The sequence below is a fragment of the Neisseria sp. HMSC055H02 genome (genome assembly GCF_001813335.1).
Lineage (GTDB): Bacteria > Pseudomonadota > Gammaproteobacteria > Burkholderiales > Neisseriaceae > Neisseria > Neisseria sicca_C.
In genome coordinates, this window is the sequence record NZ_KV812074.1 from 13,129 (window position 1) to 27,453 (window position 14,325).

Consider the following 14,325-nt stretch of genomic DNA (forward strand, 5'->3'; position numbering starts at 1 on the left):
CCCCGTGGGAGAGGGCTAGGGAGAGGGCAAGCAAGCCGCAGGCTTGCCTCTTTGGCAAAAGATACGGCCCTGTCCGCCCAATAAATCCGTATCCGAAAGCATCTTCATGCAGAATTAAGCCAAGCCATGAATAAATTTTTCACCCACCCCATGCGGCCGTTTTTTGTCGGCGCGGCGGTGCTTGCCATACTTGGCGCGTTGGTGTTTTTCATCAGCCCCGGTGCCGTCATTTTGCACCGCCAAATCTTCTTAGAACTCATGCTGTCTGCAGCATACGGCGGTTTCCTGACTGCCGCCATGCTCGAATGGACGGGCTATAAAGGTCGTCTGAAACCTGTTGCCACCGTCTTGGCGGCGTTGTTGCTCACCGCATCCGTCCTGTTGCCGTTTGCGACGCAAACCTCTTCGTTTTTCGTCGCCGCCTATTGGCTGGTGTTGCTGCTGTTCTGCGCCTGGCTGATTTGGCTCGACCGAAACACCGATAATTTCGCCCTGCTGATGCTGCTTGCCGCGTTCACCGTTTTTCAGACGGCCTATGCCGTCGGCGGCGATTTGAACCTGTTGCGCGCGCAAGTGCATTTGAACATGGCGGCGGTCATGTTCGTATCCGTGCGCGTCAGCGTCCTTCTAGGCGCGGAAGCCCTTAAAGAATGCCGTCTGAAAGATCCCGTATTTATCCCCAACGTCGTTTATAAAAACATCGCCATCACCTTCCTGTTGCTGCACGCCGCCGCCGAACTTTGGCTGCCCACGCAGACCGCCGGTTTTACCGCATTCGCCGTTGGTTTCATCCTGCTTGCCAAGCTGCGCGAACTGCACCATCACGAACTCTTGCGCAAACACTACGTCCGCACCTATTACCTGCTCCAACTCTTTGCCGCCACAGGTTATCTGTGGACAGGCGCGGCGAAACTGCAAAACCTGCCCGCTTCCGCGCCCCTGCACTTGATTACCCTCGGCGGAATGATGGGCGGCGTGATGATGGTGTGGCTGACCGCCGGACTGTGGCACAGCGGCTTTACCAAACTCAACTACCCCAAACTCTGCCGCATCGCCGTCCCCATCCTCTTCGCCGCAGCCGTCTCGCGCGCTGTTTTAATGAACGTGAACCCGATATTCTTCATCACCGTCCCCGCGATTCTGACCGCCGCCGTGTTCGTGCTTTATCTGTTGACGTTCGTACCGATATTTCGGGCGAATGCGTTTACGGACGATCCGGAGTGAGCGTTTCTGTTTCATTCCCCATTCAATGGCAAGCCCTGTATCGCCTTAAGTCAAAAGGTCGTCTGAAAATCTCCAATATGGGTTTTCAGACGACCTTTGCTTAAATCAGGGTTTAAATCAGACCTTGCAGTTTCGGATTGCCTTCTTTGGGAATAGGGCGCGTGTTGCCTTCGCTGTCGATGGCGACGTAGGTGAAGACGGCTTCGGTAACGAGTTGGCGGTCTTCGGTCAGGTGGTCGTTCATCAGCGTTTTCACCCAAACTTCGATTTTCAGTTGCAGCGAAGTATTGCCCACGCGCACACAGCGTCCGTAGCAGCAAACCACGTTGCCCACTTTAACGGGGCGGATGAAGTTCATTTCCTGAACGGCGACGGTAACGATGCGGCCTTGCGCGATTTCCGCCGCCAAAATGCCGCCGCCCAAATCCATTTGCGACATAATCCAGCCGCCGAAAATATCTTGGTTGGGATTGGTGTCTTGCGGCATGGCGACGGTGCGCAGCAAAAGCTCGCCTTGAGGGTGGGAGCGGTGTTCGTTTTTTTGAGTCATGAGAATATCCTTTTGAGCGGTGCAGATTGGGGTGGATTTGAATGTTGGCGGATTGTGTCTTACAAAGGTCGTCTGAAAGAGGATGGGGCGTTTCAGACGACCTTTTATGCCTGTTCCAACCAAATCAGGCTGACCATGCGGCCGGTTTGTCCGTCGCGGCGGTAAGAAAAGAAAGTGTCGCGTTCCAAGACGGTGCAGTGTGTGCCGCCGTAAATCATATCCACCCCTTCGCGGCGCAGAACCAAACACGCCAGCGCGTAGATGTCGGCAAGATATTTACCGCCGCCGATGTCTTCGAATGCGTCCGCAGCTTCGGGCATGGGCGCGCAAAATGCGTCAAACACGTCTTGTCCGACTTCGAAGGCGTCTGCGCCGATGGCAGGGCCGAGATATGCCATGATTTCGACGGGCGCAACATTCATCGCGGCAATGGTGTTTTGTAATATGCCGCCCGCCAAACCGCGCCAGCCCGCATGTGCAGCAGCGACGACCGTACCGGCTTTATCGCAGAACAAGACAGGCAGGCAGTCGGCAGTCATCGCGGCGCAAGCAGCTTTACCCGTGTTGTCCACCGAAGCGTCGGCGTCGGGCGCGTTGCCCAATGCGTCGGCAGCGTTGACGACGATGGTGCTGTGGATTTGATTGAGGTAGGCAACGGGCAGCCCGACCTGTTCCTGCACGATTTCACGATTGCGACGTACGGCATCGGGATCATCGCCGACGTGCGAACCGAGGTTCAAACTCTGATATACGCCTTGGCTCACGCCGCCGTTGCGGGTGGTAATCAGGGTTTTCACGTTGGCGGGCGCAGGCCAGTCGGCAGTCAGGAAATTTTTGCCTTGCGGGGCGAGGTTTAAGGTTTCTGTGATGGTTTTCATGTTTTATTTAAGTAAGGAAAGGTTTGAAAAGAATGCGTCTATCAGTCTCGACAAGCCACATTGTATAGTGGATTAAATTTAAATCAGGACAAGGCGACGAAGCCGCAGACAGTACAGATAGTACGGTAAGGCGAGGCAACGCCGTACTGGTTTAAAGTTTAATCCACTACACTTTTTCAGACGACCTTTTCATCTACTGCGTGAAAGCTATTTGAACATTCGATCAGGCTAGTTGTACAAGCCGTTTTCATCCAAGGGCAGATTCATCTGCTTGGCAATATTTTGCGCAGCAGCCGCAAAATCTTTTTTGTCTGACGGCTTGCTATAAATAAAAGTCAAAATTCGAACGTATGGTGCAGGATATGGACGGCGATATTCCAGCGTAAAAAATTCTCCATAGAGATCGCCTCTCCATCTGATTGCCGATAAGTGGTCATTTTCAGAAAGAAGATATTCCATAACGATTTCGCTGCCTTCCCAATGCGTCAGGACTCGTTTGACAGGGTCGTATCGCCAAAACTTATCCTGTAATTTTTCCAATGCTCTTTTTTTGGATGATAGAGACACATAAGGGAAGGACAAAATCATTATCAAAAGAAATGACAACATGAAGACACCGGAGCCTATGTTCAGAATCTCCATATCTTCCATGTTCCGCGTACCCAACCATACGGGCAGCGCAATCATGTAAACGATGGCAGCTTTAGTGGGAAGTCGATATGTTTTTTCAGATGGCAAATTACCGTAACCCGCCAGCCACTGCATTTCGCCGTCCATTTGTGCAAGTGTGACCAAATCTGAAGAAGACATCTTAATCCCTCACATAAACCACTTCGACATCGTAATCGTCTTCGTTCCAATCATCGTCGTCATCCGTGCCGAGTTTGTCCTGCCATTCTTCTTCGTTGCTCAAAGACGAATCCAAGCCCGCTTCGAGACGCAGGACGGAGAGCAAGTGGTAGATATCGTCGGGAATCGGGGCTTCAAAAGAGACGGTTTCGCTGGTTTTCGGATGGACGAAACTTAAGCGGTAGGCGTGCAACGCCTGACGCGCGCCCAGACTTTTAATCGCTTCTTTTACCGGTTCGCTGCACGGATGGCGCAGGTTGCCGTAAACGGGGTCGGCGGCAAGCGGGTGATTGGCTTCGCGCATATGGACGCGGATTTGGTGCGTCCTACCTGTTTCGAGCGAGCATTCGATGTAGCTATGCGCAAGATAGCGTTCCAACACTTTGACGTGGGTCACGGCAGGTTTGCCGCCAAATTTGACGACTGCCATTTTCAGGCGGTTGTGCGGATCGCGTCCGATTTGGGTTTCGATTTTGCCGTCAAAGGGAACGATGCCGTTGGCGACGGCGCGGTAAATGCGTTTGACTGTGCGTTCTTGAAGCTGTTGCACGAGGGAATTTTGTGCAGGCAGGGTTTTGGCGACCACCATCAACCCGCTGGTTTCCTTGTCGAGCCTGTGGACGATGCCCGCGCGCGGAATCTGGCTCAATTCGGGACAATGCGCCAGCAGTCCGTTGAGCAGCGTCCCCGTCCAGTTGCCTGCGGCGGGGTGGACGACCAGTCCGGCGGGTTTGTTGACGACAATGACGGTATCGTCTTCGTACACAATATCCAAATCCATCGCTTCGGGTTTGAACGCGAGATTCTCTTCGCTCGGACGTACCGTTACGCTGACGGATTCTCCGCCTATCATTTTGTCTTTGGGTTGGGCAGGCTTATCGTTTACAATAACCGCGCCTTCTTTAATCCACGATGTCAGGCGGCTGCGCGAATAATCAGGCATGAGCTTTGCCAACACAGCATCCAGCCGCCCGCCCGCAAGCTCCAGCGGAACAGTCAAATTAACACAACTTTCTGCTTCGGGGGCTGACGTAAAGTCTAAATCGTCGCTATAATCGGCTTCATTATCAAAGGAAGTATTCTGCATGAAAAAAATTCTTTTAGTAGTTTCGTTAAGTCTGGCACTGGGTGCCTGTGCAAGCAATAAAGGTACGGTCGATAAAGACGCGCAAATCACACAAGATTGGAACGTGGAAAAACTCTATGCCGAAGCGCATGACGAGTTGAACAGCAGCAATTATACGCGAGCCATCAAGTTATACGAAATTTTAGAATCCCGCTTCCCCAACGGCCGCTACGCGCAACAGGCGCAGCTGGACACCGCATACGCCTATTACAAAGACGACGAGCCTGAAAAAGCCCTCGCCGCCATCGACCGCTTCCAGCGCCATCACCCGCAACATCCGAATATGGATTACGCGCTTTACCTCAAAGGCTTGGTTCTGTTCAACGAAGACCAATCCTTCCTCAACAAACTCGCCTCCCAAGACTGGTCCGACCGCGACCCTAAAGCCAACCGCAGCGCATACCAAGCATTTGCCGAATTGGTACAACGCTATCCGGAGAGCAAATACGCCGCCGACGCCACCGAGCGCATGGCAAAACTGGTGGACGCATTGGGCGGTAACGAAATCTCCGTTGCCCGCTACTACATGAAACGCGGCGCCTACCTCGCCGCAGTCAACCGCGCCCAAAAAATCGTCGAGCGTTACCAAAATACCCGCTACGTCGAAGAATCGCTCGCCATGATGGAGCTGGCTTACAAAAAACTGGACAAACCCCAACTCGCCGCCGACACCCGCCGCGTTTTGGAAACCAACTTCCCGCAAAGCCCATTCCTGCAACACCAATGGCAACCGAACGATATGCCTTGGTGGCGCTACTGGCGTTAAGCACATCAAATTCAGGACAGTTGATACGGATTGGTATCGGTTGTCCGAAAGATGAAAGGTCGTCTGAAACCATCAAACAGGGTTTCAGACGACCTTTATTCTATCTTCCAATCAAGCAAGGAACAGGCGGTATGCGGCGTTTTGGGTTTCGTCCTGATAGCTGTAACCGAGGCTTTCGAGGAAGTTTTCGAAGGCTTGATTGTCGCCGGGCGGGACGTCGATGCCGACGAGGATGCGGCCGTAGTCGGCGCCGTGGTTGCGGTAGTGGAAGAGGGTAATGTTCCAGCCGCCCTGCATATGGTTGAGGAAGCGGGCGAGTGCGCCGGGGCGTTCGGGGAACTCGAAGCTGATTAAGCGTTCGTGGGCGACTTTTGTTGTGCGTCCGCCGACCATGTAGCGGATGTGGATTTTGGAGATTTCGTCGTCGGTCAGATCGACATTGGGCAGCCCGGCTTCGGTCAGCTGGCGGCTGATGACGGCGAGGTCTTGGGAACCTGCGGTTTGCAGGCCGACGAAGATATGGGCTTTTTGGTCGTCGCCGTATCGGTAGTTGAATTCGGTGATGTTGCGGCTGCCGAGCAGGTTGACGAATTTGAGGAAGCTGCCGCGCTCTTCGGGGATGGTAACGGCGAAAATGCCTTCGTTGCCTTCGCCCAATTCGCTGCGTTCGGAAACGTGGCGCAGGCGGTGGAAATTCATGTTGGCGCCGCTGGTTACGGCTATGAGGGTTTGGTTTTGGATGCGGTTGCGGGCGGCATAGGTTTTCAAGCCGGCAAGGGCGAGCGCGCCGGCGGGTTCGGTGATGCTGCGGGTGTCGTCGAAGATGTCTTTGATGGCGCCGCAGATGGCGTCGGTATCGACGGTGATGATGTCGTCCAAGAGGTCGCGGCAGAGGCGGAAGGTTTCTTCGCCGACGACTTTGACGGCAGTACCGTCGGAGAAGAGGCCGACGTCTTTGAGGCTGACGACTTTTCCGGCTTCGACGGATTGCTTCATGCAGCAGGAGTCGTTTGTTTGCACGCCGATGACTTTGATGCTGGGGCGGACTTGTTTGACGAATGCGGCAACACCCGCAGCCAGTCCGCCGCCGCCGATGGGGACGAAGATGGCGTGGATGTCGTCGGGACGTTGGCGCACGATTTCCATGCCGACCGTGCCTTGTCCGGCAATCACGTCGGGGTCGTCAAATGGGGCGATGTAGGTTAGTTTTTCTTTTTCTGCCAATTCCATCGCGTAATCATAGGCATCGTTGTAGGAAACGCCTTTGAGGACGACTTCGCCGCCGCGGCTTTTGACGGCGTCGATTTTGATTTGGGGCGTGGTTTCGGGCATCACGATGACGGCGCGGCAGCCTAGACGCTGTGCCGAAAGTGCGACGCCTTGTGCGTGGTTGCCCGCGCTGGCAGCAATGACGCCGCAGGCGAGTGCTTCTTTGGGCAGCTTCGCCATTTTGTTGTACGCGCCGCGGATTTTGAAGGAAAACACGGGTTGCAGGTCTTCGCGTTTGAGCAGGACGTTGTTGTTCAGACGACCTGACAGCCCGATGGCAGGTTCGAGCGGGGTTTCGACGGCAACGTCGTAAACGGAGGCGGTCAGGATGCGGATGAGGTAATCGGAATAAGATGGGCGGTTGTTCATGGTTTTGTGTGCCGGAGGAGTATTTTCGAAAGGAGTGTCCGCCGTCCGCGTCAAACTTTGTCAACAAAACGGCGGAAAGGTAAAACCATACCCGCGAGGTCGTCTGAAATCAAGAAAAATCTTAGCAAAGCGAAGTTGCGGCGGTATAATGACAGCCTTTTGCGCCAAACCGCACGACGCGGTTGTTTTTATTTCTATTTCCGCACCACATTCCAATGAAAAAAACATTATCCGTATTGATCGCGGCGATGATGATTACCGCCGCGCAAGCCGCGCCGCAAGCGGCTAAAAACAACGCAGCCCCCGCAGTTGCCGCTTCCGAGCCGGCTCCTGCCGCCGCATCCCAGCCCGAAGCCATGATGCCCAGCATCAACAGCCCTGACGCGCCGCCTGCCATTGCCGCTGCCGCATACATTGTTACCGATTTGCACAGCCATCAAGTGCTTGCCTCCAACAATATCGACACGCAGATCGAACCGGCTTCGCTGACCAAAATGATGACCGCCTACCTCACGTTCAAGGCTTTGGAAAACGGCACATTGCGCGCCGACCAAATGCTGACCGTGTCCGATGCAGGCTGGAAAATCGAAGGCTCGCGGATGTTTCTCAATCCCAAAGTCCCCGCCAGCGTGAGTGATTTGATTAAAGGCATGATTGTCCAATCCGGCAACGATGCTGCCACCACGCTTGCCGAAGCCATGGGAGGAGGCTCGGTGGACGTGTTCGTCCAACAAATGAACGAAGAAGCCAAGCGTTTGGGCATGACCAAAACCCACTTTAAAAACCCGACCGGATTGGCTGCCGAAGGCCACGTTTCCACTGTCGGCGATTTAGCCATCCTCTCCGCCGCGCTGATACACGATTATCCGAAATACTATCCCGTATTTTCGATTAAATCCTTCAAATACAACAATGTCGAACAGCCAAACCGCAACCTCCTGCTCTACCGCGATTCCAATGTGGACGGTCTGAAGACGGGACACCCCGAAAGCGCAGGCTACAACCTTGCCGCTTCCAGCAAACGCAACGGCAGACGCATCGTTTCCATCGTTGTCGGTACCGATTCCACCGAAGCCCGCGCGTCCGAAAGCGGCAAATTGCTCAACTGGGCATTGCAGGCATTCGACACGCCCAAGCTCTACAACGGCGGCGAAATCATTTCCAAGGTCAAAGTTTATAAAGGCAGCAGCAAATCGGTGAACGTCGGCTTCCTCGAAGACGTGTACATCACGATTCCCCACGATGCCGGACAAAACATCAAACCGATTTTAGAAACCGTCCAGCCCGTTATCGCCCCGATACGCAAAGGTCAAACCTTGGGCAAACTCAAAATCGTCAAAGACGGCAAAGTCATTACCGAGAAAAACGTCGTCGCCCTCCATTCCGTTGAAGAAGGCAGCTGGTTCAGACGGATGTGGGATGATATCGTATTGTGGTTCAAAGGCTTGTTCGGCAGCAGTTCGAAATAGGCAGGATTGATGAAAAGGTCGTCTGAAAATGGTTTTCAGACGACCTTTCGGATAACGGATATATCATTAAAAATAAGGAAAAACCATGCAATTACAAGCATTTGACGAAGCATCCCGCGTGCGCCTGATGCAGCTGCTCGATGCCAAATCGGAACAACACAACACCATGCGCTGCGATGAGGTACAGGCATTTATGATGGCTTTGTTGAGTGGTCCCGATGCCTTGAATCCGAACGATTGGCTGCCTGAAGTGTTGGGTGAAGAATCATTGTTTGACGCGAAAGAGCGTACCGAAATCGAGCGTTTGGTGATGGCGCTGGCGGCTGATTTGCGTATCAAGCTCGGCAGTAAAATGTTGCCCGATTTGTGGCTTTACGAAGATGCAGCGGGCAATCCCGACGTGTACACTTGGTGTAACGCCTATCTGTATGCCTTGGATGTCGTGCCGACCGATTGGTTTGAAGCGGTCGATCAGGAAGAGTTTGAAGACCTGTTCTATCCGATCATGGCTTTGGGCGGTATTTACGACGAAGAGCAAAACGGCGAAATCATTTTGCACCTGACTGAAAAAGAACTCTCACAGCTCGAATCCGACCTGCCGCACGTCCTGCTCGATATTTACTGGTATTGGCAGGCAATTATCAACAAACCGCAAACTGTACGTCGCGAAGGCGAAAAAATCGGGCGAAACGATTCTTGTCCCTGCGGGAGCGGTAAAAAATACAAAGCCTGTTGCGGCAATGGATAACTTTCCGATCAGGTAAAAAGTTAAAAGGTCGTCTGAAAACCTGTTTTCAGACGACCTTTACAATGATCAGGTTAAAACCAGCTTGCCGCCCACATAACGAGCAGGGTCATTACAATCGTCAAGGCGCAACCGATTTTGGCGACCGTACCGATGATGAAGCCGATAAACGTCCCCAGTCCGACTTTGCCCGCCTGCCACATATCGCGGCGTGCCAAGAATTCTCCGACACCCGCGCCGATGAGCGGGCCGAACAACAGTCCGAGGATGGAAAAAAACGCGCCGACGATACCACCGATTAGCGCTCCCCAAACTGCAGTTTTACTGGCTCCCGTATATTTTGCCCCTAATGCGCCTGCGACATAATCCATCGCCGTGCCGATGGCAGCGACAACGGCGAGAAAAATTAGGGTGTTTGTACCGTAAATCTGATAATCGCCGGCATATGCAAGCAACCATGCGCCGCCGAACATCAATCCCAATCCGGGAATGGCGGGATAAATCGTGCCGAGCAGTCCGACACAAATGGCGATTAAACCAAGCAGGATGAAAATGGCAGTCATAACAGTCCTTGTTTGATGGAAGGGAAAAGGGTATGCGAAGCACGCTGAGCTTGTTTTGCGGCGGATTAAAATGGAACGGTTTGTATCGTCTTTCCCGTAAAATCCCAGTTTTCAGACGACTTACCGTATTATGCGACTCACCGTATTATGGTTGCACGTCCTGATGATTCAAGGCAGGTTTGTGCAAAGAAATAAAAAATCCGGACAAGGCATCCGGATTTTTGTTTTATGCGCCGCAAGTTTTCGGCTTATTTGCCAGAATATTGATGACTTTACGTTCAGGTTTGGACAGGGTGATTTTGATTTCACTCTCATCTTCTTCGCTGCCGTCGGAGTATCGTTCGGGCATTTTTTCGCTGTCAAACGCCAAGTCGCCGCCGTGTTTTAAGGTTTGACCGCGTTCCAAACCGGCGAAGTCGAAAAGCTCAGGGTCGGCAAGATGGGAGGGAACGACGTTTTGCAGGGCGGAGAACATCGATTCAATGCGGCCGGGGAAGCGTTTGTCCCAATCGCGCAGCATATCGCCGATGACTTGGCGTTGCAGGTTGGGCTGCGAGCCGCAGAGGTTGCACGGGATAATCGGGAATTGTTTCAGTTCGGTGTATTTAATCAAATCTTTTTCTTTCACATACGCCAGTGGGCGGATGACGATGTGTTCGCCGTTGTCGCTCACCAGCTTGGGCGGCATGGCTTTGAGTTTGCCGCCGTAAAACATATTTAAAAACATGGTGGCGAGGATGTCGTCGCGGTGGTGTCCCAAGGCGATTTTGGTGCAGCCCAATTCTTTTGCAGTGCGGTAGAGAATGCCGCGGCGCAGGCGGCTGCACAGCGAACAAGTCGTTTTGCCTTCGTCCAATACGCGTTTAACGGTGGAGTAGGTGTCCTCTTCGACGATTTTGTACGGCACGCCTATGCTTTCGAGATAGGTCGGCAGCACTTCTTCGGGGAAGCCCGGCTGTTTTTGGTCGAGATTGACGGCAACCAGTTCGAAATCAATCGGCGCGCTGGCTTGGAGCTGGCGCAGAATGTCTAACAGGGCGTAGCTGTCTTTGCCACCGGAGAGGCAGACCATGATTTTGTCGCCCGGTTCAATCATGTTGAAATCGTTAATCGCGTCACCGACGGCGTGGCGCAGGCGTTTGTTGAGTTTGTTGTTCTCTAATTCTTGTTTGGTTTTTTTTGACATGGCGGTTTGTGCTTTGAAATAAGGAAAATTTAAGGGCGGTATTGTACCGCAAAAAGCGTTTGGAAACCGCATATTAGAAAAGAAAGGTCGTCTGAAAGAGGGGAGGGGATTTCAGACGACCTTTGTTTTATATTATGCATATTACGCGGCTATATTACTCAATCTTCACCCGTTTCAGCCTCAAGGCATTACCCAACACCGACACCGAGCTTGCCGCCATTGCCGCGCCTGCGATGACGGGGTTTAAGAAGCCGAGTGCGGCAAGCGGGATGCCTAATATGTTGTAGAAGAAGGCGAAAAACAGGTTTTGTTTGATGTTTTTCAAAGTTGCCTGCGATACCAGCAGGGCATCGGCGAGCTGGTTGACCGAATGCTGCATCAGCGTGGCGGACGCGGTGTGTTCGGCAACGTCCGCGCCGCCTTTCATGGCGAAGCTGACGTTGGCGGCGGCGAGGGCAGGCGCGTCGTTGATGCCGTCGCCGACCATCGCCACGGTTTTGCCGGCGGCTTTGAGTTTCTGCACTTCGGCGGCTTTGTCGCGCGGACTCATGTTGCCGAAGGCGTGTGCGATACCCAGTTGTTTGGCGACGTATTCGACCGTGCCTTGGTTGTCGCCGCTCATGATGTAAACGTCGATGCCGTGTTTTTTCAGACGGTCTATGGCTTCGGCGGTATCGGCTTTCAGCGCGTCGGCGAGTGCGAATGCGCCGATGGGTTTGCCGTTGGCGGAAACGGCGACGATGCTTGCGATGCGCCAGACGTCGTCTGAAAGGTTTTCAGGCAACTTTAATTCGGCAAATTCGGCTTTGCCCGCTTTTACCAAGCCCACGCCTTCGACTTCGGCGGTAATGCCTGCGCCGACGACGGTTTGCGCGTTTTGTGCGGCGGGAATCTCCAAACCGCGCGCTTGGGCGGCGGAGACGATGGCGCGGGCGAGCGGGTGGGCGGCGTTTTGTTCGACGGCGGAGGCGAGGCGGTACAAATCGTCTTCGTCAAAGCCGCTGTCGGGCACGCAATAGACGGCGGCAACCTGCGGCCTGCCTTCGGTCAGCGTGCCGGTTTTGTCCAACACGACGGCATCGACGTGGGCGGCTTCTTCCATCGCCGCCGCGTCTTTAAACCAAATCCCGTGTTTCACCGCCTTGCCCATGCCGACCATAATCGCGGCAGGCGTTGCCAAACCGAGCGCGCACGGGCAGGCAATCACCAAAACGGCAACGGCGTGCATTAGCGCCACCGTCCAATCGCCTTTAACCAGCCAAGTGGCGATAAAGGTCAAAAGCGCGATGCCCACGACGGCAGGCACGAACACCGCCGCCGCCTTATCCGCCACACGCGCAATCGGCGCCTTGCTGCCTTGTGCTTCGGACAGCGCGTTCATCATGTCGCCGAGCAGGGTTTGGCTGCCGAGCTGTGTGGCGCGGTACACCACGCTGCCTTCGGTCATCAACGCACCCGCCAACACTTTGCCGCCCGCCTTTTTCTCTTCGGGATTGGATTCGCCGGTGAGGTGGCTCTCGTCCGCCCAGCCGCTGCCGCTCTCGATAATGCCGTCGGCAGCGATGCGTTCGCCGTGATTGGCGCGGATTAGGTCGCCGATTTGCACTTGGTCGATGGGCAGTTGTTTCCATTCGCCATCGCGTTGCACGTTGACTTGGGTCGGCGTAAGTTTCAGCAGTAGGCCCAAGCTGTTCAGGCTGGATTTTTTGGTGCGGTGTTCCAAAAATTTGCCAAGCGACACAAAACCAATCACCATCACGCCCGCTTCAAAATATACATGCGCCATGCCGTGCGCCGCGTGCGGGCTGAAAAACAACATATAGACGGAATACAGGTAAATCGAGACCGTGCCGATGGTAACGAGCACGTCCATATTCGCCAGCCCGCCTTTAATACTCGCCCACGCGCTTTTGTAAAACGGCACCGCCAGCCAAAGCTGCACCACGCTTGCCAGCGCGAATTGCCACAACGGCGGAATCATCCAATCGTGTCTGCCAATCATCATCCCCGCCATGCCGATAAGGAACGGGACGTTGATGGCGAACAGTAGCCACAGCCGCCAGCCGATATGCGCGGTTTCTTCGGGTTGCGGCAGCGCGTCTTCCGTCTTCTCCTTCGCGCCATAGCCGGTTTTCTCGATGATTTTGGCGATGTCGGCGGCGGAGGTTTGGCTATCGTCAAACACCACCTGCGCCTCTTCGCTGGCGAAGTTCACCCCCGCTTCGGCGACAAAGTCTTTTTTGTTCAACACTTTCTCAATGCGCGAAGCGCAGGCCTGACAGGTCATGCCTTCGATTTGGAAACGGACTTTTTGTTGCATGGTTTCTTCCTTCTGAATGTGGTTGGGCTACCTGAAAAAAGCGGAGCAGGGTTTTCAGGTAGCCTTTGGAGTGTTGCAGTTGATTTGTTGCGATTCGATTTACAAAGCCGCATCAAAGCCGCCGTCTTCCACCGCTTCTATCAGCGCGGCGGGGTTGGTTTGGGCGGGGTCGAATTCCACGACGGCGTTCTTGTTTTCCAGGCTCACTTCGGTCTTGTCCACGCCGTTTACGCCTTCGAGGATGCTGGTAACGCTTTTCACGCAGCCGCCGCAGGTCATGCCTTCGATGTTTAATGTGATGGTTTGCATAGGGTTTCCTTTCTGTTGGAATGAGGCTGAGGTTTTAAAGCCCGTTGCAGCCAAAGCTTTCAGGTAGCCTGAAATGATGGGTCTGCTCTTGCTTTCCCGCTAAGTGCCGCCACTATAAAGCTTCACCCGAAGTAAAGGTCAAGCATCATGATGAACATCAGCCAGGCCGCGGCCGAGAGCGGCCTTTCCGCCAAACAAATCCGCGACTACGAAAAGCACGGCCTAATCGCCCCGGCCGCGCGCAGCGAAGCGGGCTACCGCCGCTACGGACAGGCCGACCTTGCCCGGCTGCGCTTTATCCGCCATGCGCGGGAAGTGGGCTTTTCGCTGCCGCAGATCGGGCAGCTTTTGAGCCTGCAACACAACCCGCAGCGCACCAGCCGCGAAGTGAAAACGCTCACCGCGCGGCACATCGCCGAGCTGGAAGCCAAAATCGAACGCTTGCAGGGCATGGTGACCGAGCTGCAACGCTGGCACGATGCCTGCGCGGGAGACGACTGCCCGGATTGTGCGATTTTGGCCGGGCTGGAGGAGCGTTAGGCGGCTTGGGGCCAATACACATGAGTGCAACCACCTGTTGCCTTTGTTGGAAGGCATTGCCGAAGGTACGACCGTCTATGCCGATAAAGGCTATGACAGTAAGGAAAACCGGCAACATCTAAAAGAGCATCAGTTGCTGGACGGCATTATGCGCAAAGCCCA

The 14,325-nt window shown here is 54.2% G+C and carries 14 protein-coding genes and 1 pseudogene; 6 read left to right on the top strand and 9 right to left on the bottom strand.

Annotated elements, in window-relative coordinates:
• Positions 1-126 precede the first annotated feature (126 nt).
• The gene (locus tag HMPREF2907_RS02670) at positions 127-1,224 is read left to right on the top strand and encodes an NnrS family protein (protein WP_070679779.1); all 1,098 of its coding nucleotides are present in this window, start codon (positions 127-129) and stop codon (positions 1,222-1,224) included.
• Between the two features lie 112 nt (positions 1,225-1,336).
• Here the strand turns inward: HMPREF2907_RS02670 and yciA are convergent, their stop codons facing one another.
• The 4 genes from yciA to rluD form a co-directional block, all read right to left on the bottom strand.
• Positions 1,337-1,774, bottom strand: coding sequence for an acyl-CoA thioester hydrolase YciA (gene yciA, locus HMPREF2907_RS02675; protein WP_003742967.1), 438 nt, complete (start codon positions 1,772-1,774; stop codon positions 1,337-1,339).
• A 104-nt stretch (positions 1,775-1,878) separates the two neighbouring features.
• Entirely contained in the window at positions 1,879-2,652 is a 774-nt protein-coding gene (gene pgeF, locus HMPREF2907_RS02680; protein WP_070679782.1) for a peptidoglycan editing factor PgeF, read from the bottom strand.
• A 228-nt stretch (positions 2,653-2,880) separates the two neighbouring features.
• The gene (locus tag HMPREF2907_RS02685) at positions 2,881-3,462 is read right to left on the bottom strand and encodes a hypothetical protein (RefSeq protein ID WP_070679785.1); all 582 of its coding nucleotides are present in this window, start codon (positions 3,460-3,462) and stop codon (positions 2,881-2,883) included.
• A 1-nt stretch (position 3,463) separates the two neighbouring features.
• Positions 3,464-4,588, bottom strand: a complete 1,125-nt coding sequence (gene rluD, locus HMPREF2907_RS02690; RefSeq protein WP_070679788.1) for a 23S rRNA pseudouridine(1911/1915/1917) synthase RluD — start codon at positions 4,586-4,588, stop codon at positions 3,464-3,466.
• Here rluD and HMPREF2907_RS02695 point away from each other — a divergent pair.
• On the top strand, positions 4,587-5,393 hold the full coding sequence (locus tag HMPREF2907_RS02695; RefSeq protein ID WP_003755523.1) for an outer membrane protein assembly factor BamD: 807 nt from the start codon (positions 4,587-4,589) through the stop codon (positions 5,391-5,393). The two genes, rluD and HMPREF2907_RS02695, sit on opposite strands and share 2 nt — an antisense overlap.
• Positions 5,394-5,504: 111 nt before the next feature.
• On the opposite strand, the gene ilvA is transcribed toward HMPREF2907_RS02695, so the two are convergent.
• Positions 5,505-7,031 (bottom strand): threonine ammonia-lyase, biosynthetic, encoded by a 1,527-nt coding sequence (gene ilvA, locus HMPREF2907_RS02700; RefSeq protein ID WP_070679791.1) that lies wholly within the window; start codon positions 7,029-7,031, stop codon positions 5,505-5,507.
• A gap of 215 nt (positions 7,032-7,246) precedes the next feature.
• Here ilvA and HMPREF2907_RS02705 point away from each other — a divergent pair, with 215 nt between their 5' ends.
• Both HMPREF2907_RS02705 and HMPREF2907_RS02710 read left to right on the top strand, forming a co-directional pair.
• Complete coding sequence (locus HMPREF2907_RS02705; protein ID WP_070679795.1) at positions 7,247-8,500, top strand: D-alanyl-D-alanine carboxypeptidase family protein; 1,254 nt, start codon at positions 7,247-7,249, stop codon at positions 8,498-8,500.
• 85 nt (positions 8,501-8,585) lie between these two features.
• On the top strand, positions 8,586-9,248 hold the full coding sequence (locus HMPREF2907_RS02710; RefSeq protein WP_070679798.1) for a YecA family protein: 663 nt from the start codon (positions 8,586-8,588) through the stop codon (positions 9,246-9,248).
• A 71-nt stretch (positions 9,249-9,319) separates the two neighbouring features.
• Here HMPREF2907_RS02710 and HMPREF2907_RS02715 read toward each other — a convergent pair whose 3' ends face one another.
• The 4 genes from HMPREF2907_RS02715 to HMPREF2907_RS02730 form a co-directional block, all read right to left on the bottom strand.
• Complete coding sequence (locus tag HMPREF2907_RS02715; RefSeq protein WP_070679801.1) at positions 9,320-9,808, bottom strand: DUF456 domain-containing protein; 489 nt, start codon at positions 9,806-9,808, stop codon at positions 9,320-9,322.
• A gap of 226 nt (positions 9,809-10,034) precedes the next feature.
• The gene (ttcA, locus tag HMPREF2907_RS02720) at positions 10,035-10,994 is read right to left on the bottom strand and encodes a tRNA 2-thiocytidine(32) synthetase TtcA (RefSeq protein WP_070679804.1); all 960 of its coding nucleotides are present in this window, start codon (positions 10,992-10,994) and stop codon (positions 10,035-10,037) included.
• A gap of 154 nt (positions 10,995-11,148) precedes the next feature.
• Positions 11,149-13,314: a heavy metal translocating P-type ATPase gene (locus tag HMPREF2907_RS02725; protein ID WP_070679807.1), complete on the bottom strand. Its 2,166-nt coding sequence runs from the start codon at positions 13,312-13,314 to the stop codon at positions 11,149-11,151.
• Between the two features lie 99 nt (positions 13,315-13,413).
• Entirely contained in the window at positions 13,414-13,623 is a 210-nt protein-coding gene (locus HMPREF2907_RS02730; protein ID WP_070679810.1) for a heavy-metal-associated domain-containing protein, read from the bottom strand.
• A gap of 147 nt (positions 13,624-13,770) precedes the next feature.
• Between HMPREF2907_RS02730 and cueR the strand changes: the two genes are divergently transcribed.
• Together cueR and HMPREF2907_RS02740 are read left to right on the top strand one after the other, a co-directional pair.
• Positions 13,771-14,163, top strand: a complete 393-nt coding sequence (gene cueR / locus HMPREF2907_RS02735) for a Cu(I)-responsive transcriptional regulator (protein ID WP_070679813.1) — start codon at positions 13,771-13,773, stop codon at positions 14,161-14,163.
• A 10-nt stretch (positions 14,164-14,173) separates the two neighbouring features.
• Positions 14,174-14,325: pseudogene (locus HMPREF2907_RS02740) on the top strand (transposase); the annotation flags it as partial.